The sequence below is a fragment of the Terriglobia bacterium genome, assembly GCA_032252755.1.
In the GTDB taxonomy this organism is placed as follows: domain Bacteria; phylum Acidobacteriota; class Terriglobia; order Terriglobales; family Acidobacteriaceae; genus JAVUPY01.
The window spans coordinates 63118-83325 of the sequence record JAVUPY010000062.1 but is presented as its reverse complement, the minus strand read 5'-3'; the positions used below and the strand labels follow the sequence as shown (position 1 = coordinate 83325).

22 protein-coding genes are annotated in these 20208 nt (G+C 57.6%); 13 read left to right on the top strand and 9 right to left on the bottom strand.

Going from position 1 to position 20208, the window contains the following annotated elements:
• Both ROO76_14845 and ROO76_14840 read right to left on the bottom strand, forming a co-directional pair.
• The coding region (locus ROO76_14845) for an agmatine deiminase family protein (protein ID MDT8069440.1) at positions 1-449 on the bottom strand (449 nt) is incomplete at its 3' end.
• Positions 442-1341, bottom strand: a complete 900-nt coding sequence (locus ROO76_14840; protein MDT8069439.1) for a carbon-nitrogen hydrolase — start codon at positions 1339-1341, stop codon at positions 442-444. The genes ROO76_14845 and ROO76_14840, both read right to left, overlap by 8 nt.
• Positions 1342-1549: 208 nt before the next feature.
• Here ROO76_14840 and ROO76_14835 point away from each other — a divergent pair, with 208 nt between their 5' ends.
• Entirely contained in the window at positions 1550-2635 is a 1086-nt protein-coding gene (locus ROO76_14835) for a deoxyhypusine synthase family protein (protein MDT8069438.1), read from the top strand.
• A gap of 120 nt (positions 2636-2755) precedes the next feature.
• Here ROO76_14835 and ROO76_14830 read toward each other — a convergent pair whose 3' ends face one another.
• The 3 genes from ROO76_14830 to ROO76_14820 all read right to left on the bottom strand — a co-directional run bounded on the left by ROO76_14830 (position 2756) and on the right by ROO76_14820 (position 5666).
• Entirely contained in the window at positions 2756-3301 is a 546-nt protein-coding gene (locus ROO76_14830; GenBank protein MDT8069437.1) for an arginine decarboxylase, pyruvoyl-dependent, read from the bottom strand.
• Positions 3302-3449: 148 nt separating this feature from the next.
• The gene (locus ROO76_14825; GenBank protein ID MDT8069436.1) at positions 3450-4355 is read right to left on the bottom strand and encodes a LysR family transcriptional regulator; all 906 of its coding nucleotides are present in this window, start codon (positions 4353-4355) and stop codon (positions 3450-3452) included.
• A 57-nt stretch (positions 4356-4412) separates the two neighbouring features.
• Complete coding sequence (locus ROO76_14820; GenBank protein ID MDT8069435.1) at positions 4413-5666, bottom strand: Nramp family divalent metal transporter; 1254 nt, start codon at positions 5664-5666, stop codon at positions 4413-4415.
• A gap of 310 nt (positions 5667-5976) precedes the next feature.
• On the opposite strand from ROO76_14820, the gene ROO76_14815 reads away from it, so the two are divergent.
• From ROO76_14815 to ROO76_14805, 3 genes are all read left to right on the top strand, one after another.
• Positions 5977-7443, top strand: a complete 1467-nt coding sequence (locus tag ROO76_14815) for a carboxypeptidase regulatory-like domain-containing protein (protein MDT8069434.1) — start codon at positions 5977-5979, stop codon at positions 7441-7443.
• A gap of 108 nt (positions 7444-7551) precedes the next feature.
• Positions 7552-7758, top strand: a complete 207-nt coding sequence (locus ROO76_14810; protein ID MDT8069433.1) for a hypothetical protein — start codon at positions 7552-7554, stop codon at positions 7756-7758.
• Positions 7759-7983: 225 nt separating this feature from the next.
• Positions 7984-9159 carry a pyridoxal phosphate-dependent aminotransferase gene (locus ROO76_14805; protein MDT8069432.1) on the top strand — a complete coding sequence of 392 codons (1176 nt, stop codon included), beginning with the start codon at positions 7984-7986 and terminating at the stop codon, positions 9157-9159.
• A 124-nt stretch (positions 9160-9283) separates the two neighbouring features.
• Here ROO76_14805 and pdxS read toward each other — a convergent pair whose 3' ends face one another.
• Complete coding sequence (gene pdxS / locus ROO76_14800; protein MDT8069431.1) at positions 9284-10219, bottom strand: pyridoxal 5'-phosphate synthase lyase subunit PdxS; 936 nt, start codon at positions 10217-10219, stop codon at positions 9284-9286.
• A gap of 202 nt (positions 10220-10421) precedes the next feature.
• Positions 10422-10919 carry a PaaI family thioesterase gene (locus tag ROO76_14795; protein MDT8069430.1) on the bottom strand — a complete coding sequence of 166 codons (498 nt, stop codon included), beginning with the start codon at positions 10917-10919 and terminating at the stop codon, positions 10422-10424.
• Positions 10920-11227: 308 nt separating this feature from the next.
• Here ROO76_14795 and ROO76_14790 point away from each other — a divergent pair, with 308 nt between their 5' ends.
• The 3 genes from ROO76_14790 (at position 11228) to ROO76_14780 (ending at position 13759) form a co-directional block, all read left to right on the top strand.
• Complete coding sequence (locus ROO76_14790; GenBank protein ID MDT8069429.1) at positions 11228-11995, top strand: cytochrome c oxidase subunit 3; 768 nt, start codon at positions 11228-11230, stop codon at positions 11993-11995.
• A 121-nt stretch (positions 11996-12116) separates the two neighbouring features.
• Positions 12117-12365 (top strand): hypothetical protein, encoded by a 249-nt coding sequence (locus ROO76_14785; protein MDT8069428.1) that lies wholly within the window; start codon positions 12117-12119, stop codon positions 12363-12365.
• 125 nt (positions 12366-12490) lie between these two features.
• Positions 12491-13759 carry a zinc dependent phospholipase C family protein gene (locus ROO76_14780; protein MDT8069427.1) on the top strand — a complete coding sequence of 423 codons (1269 nt, stop codon included), beginning with the start codon at positions 12491-12493 and terminating at the stop codon, positions 13757-13759.
• Positions 13760-13773: 14 nt separating this feature from the next.
• Here the strand turns inward: ROO76_14780 and ROO76_14775 are convergent, their stop codons facing one another.
• The gene (locus tag ROO76_14775; protein ID MDT8069426.1) at positions 13774-14151 is read right to left on the bottom strand and encodes a rhodanese-like domain-containing protein; all 378 of its coding nucleotides are present in this window, start codon (positions 14149-14151) and stop codon (positions 13774-13776) included.
• Positions 14152-14351: 200 nt separating this feature from the next.
• Between ROO76_14775 and ROO76_14770 the strand changes: the two genes are divergently transcribed.
• The 5 genes from ROO76_14770 (at position 14352) to pdxT (ending at position 18042) form a co-directional block, all read left to right on the top strand.
• Entirely contained in the window at positions 14352-15578 is a 1227-nt protein-coding gene (locus ROO76_14770) for an MBL fold metallo-hydrolase (protein ID MDT8069425.1), read from the top strand.
• Positions 15578-15829: a sulfurtransferase TusA family protein gene (locus ROO76_14765; protein ID MDT8069424.1), complete on the top strand. Its 252-nt coding sequence runs from the start codon at positions 15578-15580 to the stop codon at positions 15827-15829. The genes ROO76_14770 and ROO76_14765 overlap by 1 nt, the downstream gene beginning before the upstream one ends.
• A gap of 8 nt (positions 15830-15837) precedes the next feature.
• A complete protein-coding gene (locus tag ROO76_14760) occupies positions 15838-16416 on the top strand; it encodes a DsrE/DsrF/DrsH-like family protein (protein ID MDT8069423.1) in 579 nt (192 codons plus the stop codon).
• 56 nt (positions 16417-16472) lie between these two features.
• Positions 16473-17396: a helix-turn-helix domain-containing GNAT family N-acetyltransferase gene (locus ROO76_14755; protein ID MDT8069422.1), complete on the top strand. Its 924-nt coding sequence runs from the start codon at positions 16473-16475 to the stop codon at positions 17394-17396.
• 76 nt (positions 17397-17472) lie between these two features.
• Positions 17473-18042 carry a pyridoxal 5'-phosphate synthase glutaminase subunit PdxT gene (pdxT, locus tag ROO76_14750; protein MDT8069421.1) on the top strand — a complete coding sequence of 190 codons (570 nt, stop codon included), beginning with the start codon at positions 17473-17475 and terminating at the stop codon, positions 18040-18042.
• A 277-nt stretch (positions 18043-18319) separates the two neighbouring features.
• Here the strand turns inward: pdxT and ROO76_14745 are convergent, their stop codons facing one another.
• Positions 18320-18565: a hypothetical protein gene (locus ROO76_14745; protein MDT8069420.1), complete on the bottom strand. Its 246-nt coding sequence runs from the start codon at positions 18563-18565 to the stop codon at positions 18320-18322.
• Between the two features lie 283 nt (positions 18566-18848).
• Here ROO76_14745 and miaB point away from each other — a divergent pair, with 283 nt between their 5' ends.
• Positions 18849-20204, top strand: coding sequence for a tRNA (N6-isopentenyl adenosine(37)-C2)-methylthiotransferase MiaB (gene miaB / locus ROO76_14740; protein MDT8069419.1), 1356 nt, complete (start codon positions 18849-18851; stop codon positions 20202-20204).
• Positions 20205-20208 lie beyond the last annotated feature (4 nt).

Here is a 20208-nt window from a genome sequence, read left to right as displayed (position 1 = left end):
CCCGTGAGCTTCTGCACGTGCTCGGGAACCTGGTTGTCGAGCTTCCAGTTCCCGTATTTTGCCCAGGCATTGAAACGCCAGTTGTTGATCACGACCGGATTCTGCTTCGACTTCCGCGTGACGAAGATTGGCCCGGAATCGCGCAGCCAGCCGCGATTCGTCGGCCAGCGATGGAACCTGAGATTCTTCCCGCTCTCGGCAACGACGTTGCTAAGCCTGAGCACCTCGCGTGCTTTGGCCTCGTGCGCCGCGTCCTGCACGATGATCTCGACTCGCTCGCCGCGTGCGAGGTTCCGCACGATCTCGGCATAGACGTACGGAATCGGCTCGAACTTCCCGGGCCAGTCAGACCGGTTGTGCGGCCACCCCAGCCACGTGGCCTCATGCGCAGCCCACTCCGCCGGCATGCGGTAACCAAGAGAGGAAGGGAAGTGTTCTTGGCTAGTCAATTAATCTGCTCGTGATGGGCGCGTAAGAATCGATTCTTCGGTCGCGCAGGAACGGCCAATTGCGCCGTATCTCTTCCATCGTCTTCAAGTTCACTTCACCGATCAGGATTTCTTCTTTGTCGTGACTGGCTTCGGCAATGACGCGGCCAAATGGATCGGCCAGGAACGAGCCGCCCCAGAATTCGAGTCCTTTGCCCTCCGCACGATTTCCGCGAACATCGCCCTGCTCGTGTCCAACGCGATTGACGGCAGCAACGTAAACGCCATTGGCGATCGCGTGTGAGCGCTGGATGGTTCGCCATGCATCGTGCTGCGCCTCGCCCCACTCCGCTTTCTCGTCAGGATGCCAACCAATAGCCGTCGGATAAAACAGCACATGCGCGCCCTGCAAAGCCGTCAGTCGAGCGCCTTCGGGATACCACTGGTCCCAGCAGACGAGCGTTCCGATCTTGCCTTGCGGAACATCAAAGACCTTGTAGCCGAGATCGCCCGGAGTGAAGTAGAACTTCTCGTAATAGAGCGGATCGTCGGGAATGTGCATCTTGCGGTAGATGCCTTCCAAGTTTCCGCTCGGCCCGAGAACCGCCGCCGTATTGTGATACAGCCCCGGAGCGCGCCGCTCGAACAACGACACGACGACCGTGACTTTCAACTCGCGCGCAAGGTCGGCAAATATCTTCGTCGTCGGCCCCGGAATCGGCTCGGCGAGATCGAAGAACGAGTGCTCTTCGCGCTGGCAGAAGTACTGAGTCTTGAATAGCTCGGGCAGGCAGATGACTTCCGCTCCGCGCTTCGCGGCCTCACGCACATGCGCCACCGCGCGCGCAACATTGTCGTCAGGCTCGGGCGAACAGTGCATCTGGATAAGGCCAACATTGAACTTGTCGGACATGGTGCTCCTGGGTGAAAGGATAACAAAGCATTCAGCATCAGCACAGCAGGTGCGAGGTACGAGGTGCTAGTACGACGTACAACAAGTTGTTTTAGGCTTTGCCTCGTACCTCGTACCTCGCACCTGTCGTTTTGCTGAGTGCTTGCTTTCATCTCCCGCACAATTTACTTTGGAATATTCTCATCAGCTCTCTTTCCGAGGTAGCAACGTGCCCGACAAGAAGAAGACGAAGAAGTCTGCAGACGGAGCCGTTAACCGAGCTCTCCACGACCCCATCTCCGACAAGCTGACACCACTGGAGCCGCTCGATCTCTCCAAGATCAAGGGTATCGACGACCTCGTGCGCGCCATGGGCCGGACCGCGTTCACCGCCCGGCAGGTCGGACAGTGCGCCGACGTGCTCGAAGCCATGGCTCGCGACAAAGATGCTTTCAGGGTGATGACGCTTGCTGGCGCCATGACGGTCGCCAAGCAGGGGCTAATCATCACCGAGTTGATCGACCGTGGGATCGTGAACGCCATTGTCTCGACCGGCGCGTTGATGGCGCACGGACTGGTAGAAGCCGCCGGGAAAGCTCACTTCGTCTATGACGAGAAGATGAACGACGTCGAACTCTACGAGGCCGGTTACAACCGCGTCTACGACACGCTGGAGCCGGAGACGAATCTGAACTTCGTCGAGGGGATCGTCTCCAAGATCCTCGAGGCTTGGGACGCCGAGAACGAAGTAATGTGCTCGTGGCGGTTGAACCACCTGATCGGGAAATACCTCAGCGAGAAGGTGCGTGGGCGCGGCATCCTGAAGTCTGCCTACGAGAGGGGCGTTCCGGTGTTTGTGCCGGCCTTCAGCGACTCCGAAATGGGCCTCGACTTGGCTGTCCACAATGGCAAGCGCAAGCGCGCCGGGCGGCCGGAGATCCAGTTCAATCCATTTCTCGACATGAATCACTTTGCCGACACCCTGCTGAAGCAGAAGCGGCTCGGCATCTTCACCATCGGTGGCGGAGTTCCGCGCAATTGGTCTCAGCAATTCGGGCCGTACATAGACCTGCGCGTACGCCGGGGCGGGGAAGACCTGCCGCTCAAGCGCTATCACTACGGCCTGCGCATTTGCCCCGAGCCCGTTCACTGGGGCGGCCTCTCCGGCTCGCCCTACCAGGAGGCGATTTCCTGGGGCAAGTTCGTGCCGCCGGAAGAAGGTGGAAAGTTCGGAGAGTTGTTCCTTGATGCGACAGTTGGGCTACCGCTGGTTGTCGGAGCAGTACTGGAACGGTTGGATAAAAAGAAGAAGTGAGATGGCGCGCTCAGCGCGATTCTTGGCCGGCCAGGCGTCGGCGCTCCAACGAAATATCGGCGGCCATTTCGGCCGCCGTTGTTCTATCCGCGTCTATCCGCGAAAATCCGCGGTCCGCTTCTACTCGAATATCAGAATTGCCGCCGCGATCGTGGTCGTCCACAGCGACTTCTTATCGCCCACCGCCGACTGGGTGATGTTCATCGTGCGCACGATCTTGTTCGACATCCGGTAGACTTCTTTCTTCTCGTCCCAGCTCTTGTCCGGATCGAACTCGACGTTCAGCGTGGTTGCGAGCATTTCGGCGGCCAGTTCCTCGGCGTAATCGCCGGCCACCTGGTCGGTTTCGCCGAACGAGTGGTGTTCGCTCAGGTAGCCGTAAGTGCTGCGGTCGGCCGGAATAGCCAGGCCGATGCTGGATGCCACCAGACGGTGCGGTTCGCGAGTGCTGTTTTCGGCGACGACGGCGAAGACGACTTCGCCGGGAGAGAGATACTTCAACCCCTGCGCGCGCGGAATGACTTTGCAGTTCGGCGGGAAGATGGATGAAACCCGCACCAGGTTCTGGGCTGCGATGCCGGCATCACGGAGCGCCAGCTCGAACGATGTCAGCCGTTCTTTGTGCTTTCCCACCCCCTTGGTGAGAAATATGCGCTTGGGGACCATATCTTTGGACAATTTCGGTGTGTCCTCCACACTGTCAGCTAGGAATGACTTGGGATTCGGCCGAATTTCGGACTCGGCCATCGCAAAGGTAATTGAAAACTGCATCGCACGCAATGCAATTGGGGAAAAATTTTTTGCGAATTTACCTTTAGCGCACACCTGATGCTGCCGACGGATTCTTGAGCTTCACGGCAATGTCAATGAACGCCAGAGCGGCGCGGCTGAGCGCCTTATCTTTCCGGAAAACCAGCCCGAGATCCCGACGGATTGGTGATCCGGGAACGGGCAACTCGACCAAGGTGCCGTTGGCGACATCCTGTTGGACATTGGAGCGGGCTATGAAGCCTATGCCGACATCTGCGGCGACGAAGCGCTTCATCAACTCGCTGGAATCCAGTTCCATGGAGATCGTCGGACGGAGCTTCTGGTCTTCAAAGAGGCGCTCGATGGTGTCGCGGGTGCGGCCGTGCTTGGGAACGAGCAGCGGCTGTCGCGCGAGATCTGCCACCAAAAGGGACTTCAGCTTCGCAACCGCGTGTTTGGGCGAGGTGATGATTACCAACTCGTCCCGATGTAGCAGCACGGTCGTGAAACGCCGGTCGTGCACGGGCATAGAGACGACCCCGAAATCGACGGAGTTGTCGAGGATCGATTCCAGGATGCTGGCATGCTCGGAACGCTTCACCTTGACGCTGACGGTTGGGTACTGCTTCTTGAACTCGGCGAAGACCTCGGGAAGAATGTGCAGACAGGTGCCTTCGTTGGCAGCGACTACAATCGCCCCGCGCGGAACCTGCTCCATCTCGGCGAGGGTGTCGATAATCGCCCGGCGGGCTTCGATGGTCTTATCCGCGTATTCCAGGAATACACGTCCTGGCGCGGTCAGGGCGACCTTACCGCCGGAGCGGTCAATAAGCTTGGCGCCGACCTCTTCTTCAAGAGCACGGATCTGCGCCGAAATCGCGGGCTGAGTGCGGAAACGCTTCTCGGCGGCGCGTGAGAAACTCATGTTCCGCGCTACTTCCAGAAAGGTTTCCAGTTGATCGAAGTCCATGGACGTTGCGGAGAAGTGTAAATCAAGAGGGCGCCAACCGTCAGTCGCCTCTGACTCTTAGGTCCCGCTCCCACCGAACACCATAACCAAGCTCAGGGCAATTACGATGATGGTCGTTGACCAAGCCACGATGTTGTAAAAGCGCGTATTCGTGTGGCGGCCCATCAGATCTCTCTTGTTGATCAGGATCAGCATGGCGATGAGCACGAAGGGCAGGACAACTCCGTTGACGACCTGCGACAGAATGCTGATCTTCACGATCGGGACATTCGGCATGAGGATGACACCGGCGCCGGCGATGATCAGGATTGTGTACAGCCAATAGAACACCGGGGCTTCGCCGAACTTGTGATCGATCCCGGACTCAAAGCCCAAACCTTCGCAGACGGTATACGCGGTTGAGATGGGGAGGATGCTGGCTGCAAATAGGGAAGCGTTGAATAGTCCGGCGGCAAAGAGAATGTAGGCGTAGTTACCGGCCAGGGGCTTCAGGGCTTGGGCGGCGTCGGCGGCGTCGCGAATCTGCGTGTGCCCAGCAACGTAGAGTGTTGCCGCGCAGGCCACGACGATAAACCAGGCGACGATATCGGTGAAGAGGCAGCCGACGATGACGTCGAGCCGAGAGGCGCCGTAGTGCTTCTCTTCAATACCTTTTTCGACGATCGATGATTGCAGGTAGAACTGCATCCACGGCGCGATGGTTGTGCCGATCAGGCCTACGACCATGTACACGTATGACGAGTTCTTCAATTCCTGCCATTTTGGCGGCGTAACGGTTGCGAATAGCGCCTGTTCCCATGCGGGCTTCGCCATCACGCCGGCAAACAGATAGGCGATATAGAAAACGGAAGCGGCGAGGAACACCTTCTCGACCGTCTTGTAATTGCCTTTAACCGCAACGACCCAAACAATTGCCGCGCAGATGGGAACGCTGATGAAACGGCTGACGCCGAACAGTTCCAGGCTGCCGGCGATCCCGGCAAATTCGGTTACGACATTACCGAAATTACAGATGATGAGCCCAACCATCATCAGGAACGTGACTCGAAAACCAAATTCTTCGCGAATGAGATCGGAAAGACCCTTTCCGGTAACGGCCCCCATGCGCGCGGTCATTTCCTGGATAACGATGAGCGCAAGTGTCATTGGGATCATCGTCCACAGCAGGCGGTATCCGAACTGTGCGCCGGCCTGGGAATAGGTCCAGATGCCGCCAGCGTCGTTGTCCACATTGGCCGTGATAAAGCCGGGACCTACGACAGCGAGGAGCAAGAACAAACGAATTCGCCAAACTTTCCAACGCCTGCGCATGTCGATTGTCAGGTAGAGAGGGGAGGTACTGAGGGTTCCCCTGCGGATTTTGCCGAAAGGCCAGAATAAATCGGCTAGCGAAGTTTTGCCACCACCGCCTGCGTAGCCTGTTCGGGCTACGAGGGCAACCCACCGCGGCGGTTTCGCGCTACAACAAGCTGATCAGAGACAACAGGTTGAGACAGGTGAACGTCTACGAGGATTCTCACTTAGGGGCTTCTGGGCCTTAATCCCGGAACTAATAGAGCAACTACCCGATACAGGCTTCGGTCGTGAACACCTACTCTGCATCGACAAGGAGAACCTCCCCATGACCCGGAGCCTGCACGTCGTTGCCGGACTGCTGTTGCTGATTACCGGTTTGACTGTCGTGGCCCAAACCGCCGGCGAATTTACGATTGCCGCTCTGCCCGATACGCAGTTCTATGCCAAGAGCTACCCGTCCATCTTTACGGCGCAGACGGGGTGGATTGCGAATCATGCTCAGCAGATGAACATTCAACTCGTAATCGGTCTCGGCGACATTGTGGATACCGGTGGCGAGGCTTACCAGTGGCAGAACGCCGACTTGGCGTACCGGGTCCTCGACGGGAAGGTTCCCTATGTGGCGGTGATCGGGAATCACGATTACGACCAGAACAACCCGGCAGGCCGTACCGCGTACACGAAGAACTTCAATGCGTACTTCGGACCGCAACGGTACGCCGGGAAGAGCTGGTACAAGAGCCAATATCCCACCGGCAGCAACGAAAACTTCTATTCGATTTTCACTCTGGGCGGAAAACAGTACTTGGTACTGGTGCTGGAAGTATTTCCCAGGAATTCAGCGCTGAAATGGGCCTCCGCGGTAATGAAGAATCACCCGGGTATCGACACAATTGTCGTTACCCATGCTTACACCTACGCCGACAGCACTCGGATGGATCGCTGCGATTCGAACAGTGCGGCCAGTTTCGCGGTGGGTCAGGATAACGATGGCGAGCAGGTTTGGGAGAAATTCGCCGGCAAATACCCGAATATCACGATGGTCCTGAGCGGGCACGTCGTGCAGGGTGATGGAACCGGAAGGCGCACGGACGTCGGCGTGAACGGTAATCTCGTGAATGCGATGCTGTCTGATTACCAGTCGTGGCCAAATGGCGGAGACGGCTACCTTCGATTGATCACCGTCAAACCGGCGCTGAATCAAGTTGTAGTGCGAACCTACTCGCCATATCTCAACCAGTGGCTTACCGACGGACATAACCGGTTCACGGTGCCGTACAAGAACAGCGGTTTGACGACTGGAACGACCACCATGACCGGCAAGGTTAAGGATGCGTCGAACTGTTCCGCAGTGGGCGGAGCGGTGGTTTCGAACGGCTACGCGAGCGCCACTACCGATGCGTACGGGAAATACTCGATTTCCGCGGCCGCGCCTTCGCCCTACACGCTAACCACGACAGTGCCCGGCTCAATTGCCGCAAGCCAGGCGGCTGCGGCCCTGGTGTATCAACCATCTCCCGGCAAGGTGCTGGTTGCGAAGTCGGGAGTACTCAGCGGAAAAGTCGAGTACAAGCTTGTTCCAATGTCCGGTGCGAAGATCAGTCTGACCGGTGGGGTGCTGCGTATTAGCGCAAGCAAGATATCCGCCTCGAACGGCTCGTTCTCGTTCGGGAAGGTCGCTTACGGGACGTACACGATTGCGGCGACGGTTCCAGGAACGACGATCTCGACGACGTACACCATCTCGGTTTCGGCGGGCGGCACAACCTACGTGAGCTTCGACCTTCAGTAGAAATCAACCGCGGAGTCACGCGGAGCACGCGGACGATAAGAACTTCAATCCGCGTCCGCGGGAATCCTCGGTTTGCGGTTTTGGGCTGTTGCGCTAAAATCAAGGCTTATGACGCGAACCGAGCGCTGGCTTGCGATCATCTTCTTTGGTGTGGCACTTTTCGGTGCGGACGGTGTCGTTCGGGCCATCTCTCCGCCTCTTGCCGCTTGCGTTCGGAACGGCATGACAGGGTTGTTGAAACGCGACACTCCGCGCACCCGGAAGACAATCAACCCTGCTCCTCAGTCGGCTTTGCAGCAGAACCCAGCAAAATAGCCCAAAACCGCAATTTCCTTGTCACACACCCACCCCCCTGAACATCACAGAAGCCATATTTGGGGCTCCGCAGAATCGAAGCTGGCCGTATACAATGGGTAAGGTTTTGTGCCGAACCTTCCACTCAGGTGACTGCGCCCCATTCTCGCCTGGTGGACCTTTCCGAGCCGTTACCCATTGCCCTAATCGAGGGCCTATCGGCCGCAAATTATGAGTCGAGCCACTATGACGGAACTTCGCCTTGCCCAGCGCATGTCACGACTGGGAACCGAAACTGCCTTCGAAGTATTGGTGAAGGCGCGCGCCCTGGAAGCCAAGGGCAGAGACATCGTCCACCTCGAGATCGGCGAGCCCGATTTCGATACCCCCAGCAACATCGTCGAAGCCGCGGTCACCGCCCTGCACAAGGGCTACACCCACTACGGCCCGTCTGCCGGCCTGCCGCCCCTTCGCGAAGCTATCGCCGAAGACATCTCCAAAAGCCGCGGAATCAAGGTCACGCCGGATGAAGTGGTTGTTGTGCCCGGCGGCAAGCCGATCATCTTCTTCACCATCCTCGCCCTCTGCAACGAGGGCGACGAGGTTATCTACCCGAACCCAGGATTCCCGATCTACGAGTCGATGATCAACTTCGTCGGCGCGAAGGCTGTGCCCATCAAGCTGCGCGAAGAACTGGATTTCCGGTTAGACGTCAATGAATTGAAGAGCCTGATCACCGATCGCACCAAGCTCATCATCATCAACTCGCCGCAGAACCCCACCGGCGGAGTGCTTGGCAAGCAGGATATTCAGGACATCGCCAACGCCATTGGCAACCGCGACATTATGGTCCTGAGCGACGAGATCTACTCGCGTCTGCTCTTCGAAGGGTCGCACCACAGCATCGCCTCGATCGAAGACATGCGGGAGCGCACCATCATCCTCGACGGCTTCTCCAAGACCTGGGCGATGACGGGATGGCGCATGGGATACGGCGTGATGCGCGCCGATCTCGCGCAGCACATCGCTCGGTTGATGACGAACTCGAACTCCTGCACCGCCAGCTTTACGCAGATCGCCGGCATCGAGGCGATTCGAGGCGATCAGTCCTCCGTCGACAAGATGAACCAGGAGTTCATGCGTCGCCGTGATTACTTCGCGGAGCACATCAACAAGATCAAGGGCTTTTCCTGCAAAGTTCCCAAGGGTGCCTTCTACATGTTCCCGAACATCACGAAGACCGGTTGGCCGTCGAAGAAACTCGCCGACGCGCTGCTCGATCAGGCCGGTGTCGCGGCGCTCTCCGGGACGGCATTCGGCGCCTTCGGTGAAGGCTACCTGCGCTTCTCCATCGCCAACTCTATGGACAACATCAAGAAGGCACTGGACCGCGTAGAAGACTGGGTGAACCACAACATCTGACCGCAATTTCTTACAATGTTGCGCGCGGAAATCGAGGCCCGCTAACCAGAGCGGGCCTTTTCCTGCTTTCAGCAACAAAACGGGCGCGACCGAAGTCGCGCCCAACTGATGTCTGACGTCTGCTTTACCAGCCTCTCGTCTGCAGCATCTCCGCTTCCGGGATCGATCCAACGGCTAATCCCTTCATCGCGCTCGGCACCTGCTCGCTGACTTCAGCGAGGACCTTGGGATCGTTGTAGTGCGTTGTGGCAATGACGATGGCCTTGGCGCGTGCTTCGGCGTCAGCACGCTCTTCACGGTTGCTGAGATCGAGCGGAGTGGCGCGCTCCTTCATGAAAATGCCGCTTCCGACGAACACGGCTTCGGCGCCGAGCTGCATCATCATGGCCGCATCGGCCGGGGTCGCAATGCCGCCCGCCGAGAAGTTCGGTACGGGCAGCTTGCCATTCTTCGCGACGATGCGGATGAGCTCATATGGCGCCTGGTGATTCTTGGCCGCCGCGAACAGCTCTTCCTCGCTCATCACGGTGAGCTGCTTCATTTCTTTCACGATCTGGCGCATGTGCTTCACGGCGTGAATGACGTCGCCGGTACCGGCTTCACCTTTGGTGCGAATCATGGCCGCGCCCTCGCCAATGCGCCGCAGCGCTTCGCCCAGGTTGCGCGCGCCGCACACAAACGGTGTCGTGAAGGCGTGCTTGTCGACATGATGCTCTTCGTCCGCCGGGGTCAGAACTTCGGATTCATCGATGTAGTCGACGCCGAGTTCCTGCAAAATCTGCGCTTCGGCGAAGTGGCCGATGCGGCATTTGGCCATGACCGGGATATTCACGGTCTTCATGATCTCTTTGATTACGCGGGGGTTCGCCATGCGCGCGACGCCGCCTTCGGCGCGCAACATCGCCGGAACTTTCTCCAGCGCCATCACCGCGACGGCGCCGGCCTTCTCAGCCACTTCGGCTTGGGCGGCGCTCATTACGTCCATGATCACTCCGCCCTTGAGCATCTCGGCCAGGCCGGTTTTCAGGCGAAGTCCAGGGTTTCCACTGTTCTGCGACATAACGTTTCTCCCCAACACACACTCCCAGCGTAGGGCTGCCGGACAGCAGTTCGGTTCGCTGGGAACCACTTAATTGTAACGCGTCCAGAGTGGTATAGCGAGCGCGGCGACGGCGATTGAGGGATTGACGATTTTCTCATTGCCGATTGAAAAACCTCAGTTGCAGAGGCCTTTCAATCGTGAATTTCACAATGTTCAATCGTCAATTCTTGCTTCTCAGCACCCACTGCCCACCCGTCTTCCGCGACTTCAAGTGTTTCTTGAACATTTTCTCCGGGTCGATCTTGATGAACTTGCCCCGGCTTCGGGCCAGCACTTGGCCATCTTCCGTTCGGATTTCGGCAACGTTGATATGCTCGCGGCCGCGCACGTACTTCTCTCGGCCCTCTGCTATTAGTGGTTTACCCAACGGTACCGGTCGCAAGTATTCAACCTTCATCTCCCGCGTCAGGGCGACCACGTGGCGGAGTTTGTTCACCTTGCCCATGGCCTCGTCGAGGATGGTTGCGATGATGCCGCCGTGGGCGTGTCCGGGCGGACCCACGTAGCGGGACGAAAGCCGGAATCGGCAGATGAAGGACTTTCCGTCCTGGCCTAAGACAAAGTTCAGCCGCAAACCTTCCGGGTTGTCCGGCCCACAGCCGAAGCAGTGGTTCTTGGGGATTCGGTGGTGCTTGGTGTCGTGTCCGTCAGCGCGCATGAGTAAATCGTGTGATCGTGCCAGTGGCCATCGAGCCATTGGCGATGTTCCAGTTCAGCTTACCTGATTTCGATGACTCGATGGCACGATGACCCGATCGCACAATAAAAAATGGTGCTCGGGCGAGCACCGAAAGGGATCTAGCGAGGCAACCGTCACTCTAGCCTCAAATGATTACAGCCTCAAGAACTCGAGATGAACGTCTGGTGAATCTCTGGCCCCCACCCGCTTCGGAATCTCAACAGCTTTTCTTTGCACCTTTGGTGCCGGGTCGGCGCATCTGAGATACAAAACCGTCGGCAGGATTCATGCCCCAATTGACCCGCAATAGTCGTCCAGTGTCGCCCTCCAATGGCGGCCGAGGCGTGCTTCCACCACTCTCTCACGGTGGCGGAGGTGGCGGTGGTGGCGGTCGCGGGGACGATCACCAACCTGACTATGCCTGGAAGCTTCGCCGATATCGGTTGGGACTCGCGTTCGGGATCGCTTCGATCTCCCTGCTGTTTATCACTCTTACGGTTTGCTTTCTGCTACTGAGGAGCGGCAATCAATACGATGGCCCGGGCTCGCACTTCGTACCTTCGTGGCTGCCCATTCCGATCCCGTTGACTCTCCTGTTGGTGAACACGGGCATTTTATTGGTGAGCAGCCTGACCTTGGAACGTGCCCGCCGCCTGGCGCGCATGGAATCTATTCTGGTTCCAGCAACCCGTATCCCGGGCGTTGTACCTGTAGCACAAAGCGCGGTTCGCTGGGTTTATGTCACAACCCTTCTAGGGCTCGCATTCCTCTTCGGACAATGGCGCGCCTGGGAGTGGCTGAGGGCCAGGGACATCATAAGGACCAGTGGACCAGCCAGTTCTCTTGTCTACTTCATCACCGGCGCGCATGCGCTCCATCTCTTCGGCGGAATGCTGGTGCTTCTCTACGCCTGCTTTGGCCCCGGCCCACGCCACTCGCTCGAGCGCCGCAGAATTGCCGTCGACGTAACGACGTTTTACTGGCACTTCATGTTCGCACTCTGGCTCTACATCCTGGCGCTGCTCTGGTATTTCGGAGTGCCAGCGCCTCTCTAAGGTAAAATTCCCGGCCCTGAGCCTTTTTTGGGGCAACGGTGCGCCATATTGCGCCAGTCCAAAGGATCATCGGCCGAACCAAGGGCAGGGAAAGAGAGTTCTGGAAACGGGGGCAAGGACCATGTATCAGACCGTCCACAGGCGACTCGAACTGGCATTCGTCTTCCAGGGCATTCCTTTTGCCTGGAGATGCAGCATTTGCGGCAAGTTGTTCGCGGCTTCCACGGCGGATCTGACACCGGAGCTGATTTCCGATATCAGCCGTGAATTCCGGGTTCACGCTTGCTACCCGCTGCTGGAAATTGAACAGATTACGGAGTTGGATCGGCGGCTCGTCCCGAGTTCGCTGAAGATCCGCAAGGAACCTTAATTTTCGGCCTGCCTCATGCCATTTTGCAGCACGCTTACTCACAAACGCGCATCTTAGCTTCCATTGAGTAGCTCTGCCGAGTGGCTCCTCAGGATGCGTTCAATCCTTATCCCTGATGCTATTTAATGCGGAAACTGATCTCCATCAGTCTCATATTTCTGGTTCTGAATTTCGCCCCGCCAGCGGCGACCGCCTATTCTGTGCTCACGCACGAAGAGGTCGTAGACCTGCTCTGGCTCGATCAGATTCGCCCGCTTTTATTAGAGCGTTATCCCGGGATGACCACCGATCAACTCCGCGAAGCCCATTCTTACGCGTATGGTGGCTGTCTCATCCAGGACCTGGGCTACTACCCCTTCGGCAATAAGTTATTCAGCGATCTTGTGCACTACGTTCGTAGCGGCGATTTTGTCGTGAACCTTCTCAATGAAGCGCAGAACGCCGATGAATACGCATTTGCCCTTGGAGCTTTAGCGCACTACACATCCGACGTGACCGGTCATCCCGCCGTAAATCAATCCGTCGCGCAGGAATTTCCGAAACTGCGACGTAAATTCGGACCGGTGGTCACCTACGAAGACAATCCGAAGGCGCACATACAAACCGAGTTCGGGTTCGACGTGGTGCAAGTCGCCAAGCAGCGATATACCTCAGATTCTTATCACGATTTCATCGGTTTCGAGATTTCGAAGCCGGTCTTGGAACGTGCCTTTCGGAAAACCTACGGCCTCGACTTGTCGGACATTTTCGGAGACGAGGATCGCGCTATTGGCAGTTTTCGTCGCGCGGTCAGCAAGATCATTCCAGAGATGACCCAGGTCGCCTTGGCGACCCACAAAGTTCAGTTGGTGCACGAGAACCCGAACTTCACCAGAAAGAAGTTCCTCTACAACCTCTCTCGCGCCGAGTATCAGCGCGACTGGGGCAACAACTACCAGCGGCCCGGAATTGGAACGCGGATCCTCGCTTTCTTTTTGCGGTTAATGCCTAAGGTGGGCCCCTTCAAAGCTCTCGCCATTAAAACGCCCGACGCCCAGACCGAGAACATATACCTCGCGAGTATGAACAAAACCGTGGATGCGTATCGCGCATTCCTCGTGGACGTTCGCGGTAGCGGGTTGCAGTTGGAGAACCGCGACCTCGACACCGGAAAGCCAACCAGTGCCGGCGAATATAGACTCGGCGACGAAACTTATGTACAACTGCTCGACAAGCTGGCCGAGAAGAAGTTTTCAACCGCGGATTCGTCGCTCAGACAGAATGTACTCGCGTATTTCCAGAGCCCCACAACCCTGGACCACCTGAAAGAGAAGCGCGGCGAGCGCGAAAAACGAGAAAAGGAACTTGCTGCCCTCAGGCAAATGCAAGCTCCTTCGGAAACATCTCTGAAGTAATTAGCCCTTGGAGGTTACTCCTTCGTGAGTGGATAACCCTTCTCGCGCCACTCGCGAATGCCGCCATCCATCGAGATTACTTTGGTATAGCCCATCTTCTGCAGATTGTCTGCCGCTATCGCCGAGCGAAAACCACCCCCACAGTAAAGAACCATTTCGGCATCTGTATTCGGGACGTGATTTTCGATGTCGCGCTCGATGACGCCCTTGCCTAGATGAATCGCGCCGGGGAGGTGATCCTTGGCGTACTCGTTATCTTCGCGGACATCGACGAGGACGAATTTGTCTCCCTTGTCGAGTCTTTCGCGGATCTGGTCAACCGTGTTTTCGCGAACGCGCGTCTTCGCGTCGTTCACAATGGCGAGAAACCTGGGTGAATGCTGATGTGCCATGCGGAAGATATTAGCAAACCTTGGTTTCAGAGAAGCTGCCATGGTCGTTTGAAATTCACTGGAACATCGAAATAAAGCTGGAAATAGCCGGTTTTATGCTATCGTTTTGGCCTTCCGCTGGGATGGCAAGCACCGCAATATGAGCAGCTCTCGAGCAAGACCCGCTGCTTGCGGCCGGTACTAACTTGTGGGGACGACCGATGCAATCTTTGGGTGAAGAGGTCTGGACTCCAGACAGCCTTTTGGCTCGCCTGAAAAATCGTGAGCGATTCTTTGTCCTCGACGTTCGCAACCGGGACGAGTTCGATCGCTTTCGGCTCGAGGGACGCTCTCCCCTTCCGGCGTTGAACGTGCCATATTTCGAACTGCTCGAGACCGGCGGCAAAGACGATATGGTCGAATCCATTGTCGCCTGCGTGGAAGGCGACCTTCGGGACAAACTTCCCTCGCAGGAGCCGATCCTTGCTGTCTGCGCAAAGGGTGGCACTTCTGAGTTCGTGGCCCAGGCGCTGCGCCAAATGGGATACAACTGCGCCAATCTTGAACACGGAATGAAGGGCTGGGGTGAGTACTACGCGGTGGGCGCCGTCGTCGAAACCGGCGATCTGTCCATCTACCAGGTCAGCCGTCCTGCCCGGGGCTGCCTGAGCTATGTGATCGCGAGCGACGGACATGCGATCATCATCGATCCTCTGCGGCATATCGAGCACTATACTGCGTTGGCCCGCGAACGCGGCTTCAAAATCGAACTGGTGCTCGATACCCATGGTCACGCCGACCACGTAAGCGGCGGACCGGCGCTCGCTGCGGCGACCGGCGCCACGTATCACCTGCATCCTTACGACGCCGTACACCCTATCGATATGTTGCCGGCAACTATTGCGTACGAGGCGATCGCGCCCGGCGAAGTGTTTCGCATCGGCAGGCAGGAACTCCACGTGATCCACGCGCCCGGTCATACCCTCGGCCTCGTCGCGCTACTTCTGAATTCCCAGTACTTGTTCGCCGGTGACAGCATCTTTGTGAACTCCGTTGCCAGGCCTGACCTCGGCGGCCAAGCCGAAGCTTGGGCGCGCCTGCACACGCAATCCCTTCGCAAATTGCTCGGTCTGCCCAGTTCAACGCGGCTGCTACCGGGGCATTTCAGTTCTATGGATGAAGGCGGAGATGCGGGAATGTTCTCCGCGACCCTCAATGACCTCAAGTCAAATAATGACGGGTTGAGAATGCTTCAGAGCAGCTCGGATGAGGAGTACGTTCGATATCTCGTCGAAAGTCTTCCGAAGTTCAATCCGGACTACGTGCAGATCAAGCGTGTAAACGCGGGCCTGGTCTCGCCGCCACCCGAGGATATCGAGACCTTGGAGTTGGGGAAGAATGTTTGCGCACTGTCGCAAGCCTGCAAAGCGCCCGCTGGAGGAGCCTGATGAGCACGCCTTTTGACAAGACGTTGGACGCTCGCGGTATGAATTGTCCCATGCCGCTGGTGAATGCCCGGAAGGAGATCGCCACGATTGCGCCTGGGCAAATTCTGAAGGTCGTCGCTACCGATAAAGGTTCCGTTGCTGATTTCCAGGGCTGGGCCAAGGTTGCCAAGAACGTCGAACTCTTAGCCCAGGAGACCGAGTCCGTCGACGGCAACAATACCTACGTCCACTACGTGAAGCGCACCAGCTAGGAGAATCTATGAGCAGCCTCGCCACGAACATGTATCCGAATCCGTCGCCCATGCAGGCGCTCGAAGAGCGCGTGCGCGAGTTGGAGAAACGACTCGGTGAACTCGAAGAGCGTGCTCCCGACGATCGTGTTTCAATCATTGTTTTCTCCGGCGACCTTGACCGCGTGCTGGCGGCTTTCATCATCGCTACCGGCGCCGCCGCCATGGGGCAACAGGTGAGCATGTTCTTCACCTTCTGGGGACTCAGTGTTTTGAAGAAAGAGACGCAGCTCGGCGACAAAACACTCTTCCAGAGGATGATGGCCGTTATGTCGCCCGGCTCCAGCCAGTCCCTGCCGGTCTCCAGGATGAATTACTTCGGCGTAGGTGCGAAGATGCTCCGCTCGATGATGAAACAGAGGAACGTCAGCTCGCTCGAAGATTTCATCGCCATGGCTCGCGACATGGGGGTTCGGACGATCGCCTGCGAGATGTCGCGCGATGTCATGGGCATTGCGGAATCGGAGATGGTCAGCGGCGTCGAAGCTGGCGGCGTGGCGGCGTTCCTGGGCGACTCCCTGAAATCACGAACCAGCCTCTTCATCTAGATAGTTGACTTCGTCAACTAACTTAATGACAATGGCATGCAGAGGGGAGATGTTTTGTGCCTGCCACTCTGCACGATCATGTCAATGCCGTCCGTCGTTTTAATCGCTTCTACACGACCAGGATCGGTGTTCTCCACGAGCCCTACAAGGCTCCGTTCTCACTGACGGAAGCCCGGGTGCTGTACGAACTCGCCCATCGCGTCAGCCCAACCGCAGGCGAACTGGGAAGGGAACTCGGACTGGATCCCGGCTATCTCAGCCGTATCCTCGCCTCGTTCGAGACTAGGCGACTGGTCAAGCGCTCAGCTTCAAAAACGGATGCACGGCAGCAAATCCTGTCTCTAACCTCCAAAGGACGTAGCCTCTTCGCGGAACTTAACAGGCGCACTGAAGAAGAGATCGGGGCTCTGCTGAAGAAGCTCTCTCCAGTCGAGCAGGCCCGAGCTGTTCAGGCCATGAGAACAATCGAGGAGGTCTTTGGCGAGCGAACGCAACCTAAGGTGCCCTACATTCTGCGCGCGCATCGCCCCGGCGATATGGGCTGGATCACCCATCGCCACGGCGTTCTTTATTGGCAGGAGTACGGCTGGGACGAACGCTTCGAAGCGCTCGTCGCCGTAGTAGCGGGCCAGTTCGTCCAGAAGTTCGATTCCAAACGCGAGCGTTGCTGGATCGCCGAGCGAGAAGGCGATGTCGTCGGTTCGGTGTTTCTCGTCAAGAAATCAAGCAGTGTCGCGAAGCTGCGTCTGCTCTATGTCGAGCCGAAAGCCCGCGGTCTTGGCATTGGCCTGCGCCTGGTCCAGGAGTGTATCCGTTTCGCGCGAGAAGCTCGGTACCGCAAGATAACGCTGTGGACGCAAAGCAATCTGGCTGCCGCCCGTCACATCTATCGAAAATGCGGATTCAAACTCGTACACTCGAAACCGCAACCGCTATTTGGACACGACCTGGTCAGCGAAACATGGGAATTGAGGTTGTGAGTGAAATTCACGTCAATCGCCAATGCTCTTCATCGTCAATCGTCAATCCTTTCCGGCGTTTGCTAATCTAATTGCTATGAAGATCGGTGTCCTCGCGCTGCAGGGAGACTTTGCCGCCCACCGCCGCCGGCTCGAAGAGCTTGGCGCCGAGGTTGTCGAGGTGCGCAAGCCCGAGCAGTTGGACGACATCGCCGGCCTGATCATTCCCGGCGGCGAATCCTCAACCTTCCTCAAACTCCTTGGCGAGCACGGCTTTCAGAAGTTGAGCGAATTCGTACATTCGAAGCCGACCTTCGGCACGTGCGCCGGATCCATCCTGCTGGCAAAAGATGTTGAGAATCCTGCCCAGAAAGGTCTGGGGGCTCTGGACATCACCGTCCGTCGCAACGCCTACGGCCGCCAAATCGACTCCAGCATCCTCACGCTCGCAACGAACCTCGGCCCCGAACCACTCGAGCAGGTTTACATCCGCGCTCCACGAATCGAATATGCCGGTCCACGCGTTGAGGTCCTCGCCGAGCGCGATGGTCACCCGGTTCTGGTCCGTCAGGGAAGGGTCATGGCGGCAACCTTCCACCCTGAACTCAGCGACGATCCTCGCGTCCACGCGGAATTCCTCAAGATGGTGAAAAACGGCAGCAAGTAGGAATTCCGACGGCTGGCCCATATCGCTGCGAAGCGGTGCCGGGTTCCAGGCAGGCTCTTCATGGCAAAATGCCGACCGTCTTTTGACTCTTGGTGTTGGCTGACTGTTAATGGCTTTTTGTTTTCGTGGATTGCGGGTTGCGAGCAGTTACGATGACCAGCGATTTGCGAGTGGCGCGTTCTTGCGAACAGCGGATTGCGGCTTTTAATGCGGTGCGGGCGAACCAGCGTGCACTTCTGGGGAGCGCAAGTTCGCACCGCGCAATTTGTTCGTTCTACTACGCCAGCCTTTGCGCGCTGCCCTCATCGAATGCGGTTGCGCGGAAGGGTTTGTCGTCCCGAACAACTTTCAGTTCGAATTCGACGTTAGGGTCGCGGTTTCCTTCGCGGAGTTTCTTCAGTTCGGCCTCCGCCGGAAACCGGCCTGCCACCTCGCCCCGATCGCTCAGCACTTGACGCTTGCCCGTAACGCGATCGCAGCGAACCAGTTCATATTTTGTTTCCTCGTTGCTCCAATCAAGCATCGGTTAGCTCCTTGGGCCTCCACAGACCCGATACTTGCCTCAGGGTGGCAAATAGCTTCTAACGCGTACTACCAAACGGGGAAGATGACGTTCGTCCGAGGTGCCCATGGACATTGGTCACCTGACATAGCCCATTGGTAAGCGCGCGTGTTAATCAGATCCTTAATATCGTCTCGCCGAAGGTTACTTCCTGGTTCTCAGCCTTTCTGTTCTTCGGTTCTTCGTTGCCGCTCGTATCTTCGGTTTTTCGCTATACTGGAGCCTGTATTTCCAAGGATTTGGCGTGAGTACCCAACCCAAGACCTTCTTCATAGAAACCTTCGGCTGCCAGATGAACTTCCACGACTCCGAAAAAGTCATCGGAACCCTCATCCAGCAGGGATACCGGCAGGTCGAGACTGTCGAGGAAGCCGACCTCATTTTCTACAACACCTGCTCCATTCGCGATAAAGCCGAGCAGAAAGTCTTCCACCGCCTTGCCGACTTCAAGCGCCTGCAGCAGCAGGGAAAGCAGTTCGCCGTAATCGGCTGCGTCGCGCAGCAGGAGGGCGAGAAGATCTTCGAGCGCGCCCCGCACGTCGCCATGGTCGCCGGCTCTGCCAGCTACCACAAGCTTCCCGAAATGCTGGTCCAGATCGGCGGCGGAACCCGAATAACCGGCCTCGACGACCGCCAGACCGACAAGACCTTCGAGACTGAATTTACCGCCCGCTCCAACCCGCACCGCGGCTACATCACCATCATCGAGGGCTGCGACAAGTTCTGTGCCTATTGCGTGGTGCCGTACACGCGCGGCAAAGAGCGCAGCCGGACGTCGGATTCCGTGCTCGCCGAAGCCCGCCAGATGGCCGATGCGGGCTACACAGACATCCAGTTACTTGGCCAGAACGTAAATTCCTACAAGGATCCGCTGGCCAAAAAATCCTTCGCCGAACTCCTCGCAGCCGTAGGAGAGACCCCGGGCATCCGCCGCGTACGCTTCACGACCTCGCATCCCCGCGACTTCACGCGTGACATCGTCGACGTCATCGACTCAGTCCCAACCCTCTGCGATCACGTTCACCTGCCCGTCCAGAGCGGCTCCACCCGCGTCCTGGCCGCCATGTTCCGCGAATACACTCGCGAGCAGTACCTCGAGCGGATCGCATGGATGAGGGGAACTCGCAACCGCGACATCTCCATCACGACCGACATTATCGTCGGCTTCCCGGGAGAGACCGAATCGGAGTTCGAGGAAACACTTCAACTGATGGATGAAGTTCGTTACGACGGCGCCTTCTGCTTCAAGTACTCCGCCCGGCCGAACACCCCGGCCCTGAAGTATGACGACAGTATCAGCGAAGAGGAGAAGTCGCGCCGCCTGCAGATCCTCATGGAACGCCAGCGAGAAATCCAGAGAACCAATTACAACAGGCATTTATACCAGACAATCGAAGTAATGGTTGAAGGTGAGAACGCAGCACGCGGCCAGTGGATCGGCCGTACCTCGCAGAATAAGACATTAAACTTCACGGTCGCGAACGGTAGCTCCGCTCCACGCATCGGAGAGTATGTGTACGCGCGCGTCACAAAAACCTTGCCCAACAGTCTCGTCGGCGAGATGGTTGGGTTGACCTCGTACCTCGCACCTAGTACCTAGGAGC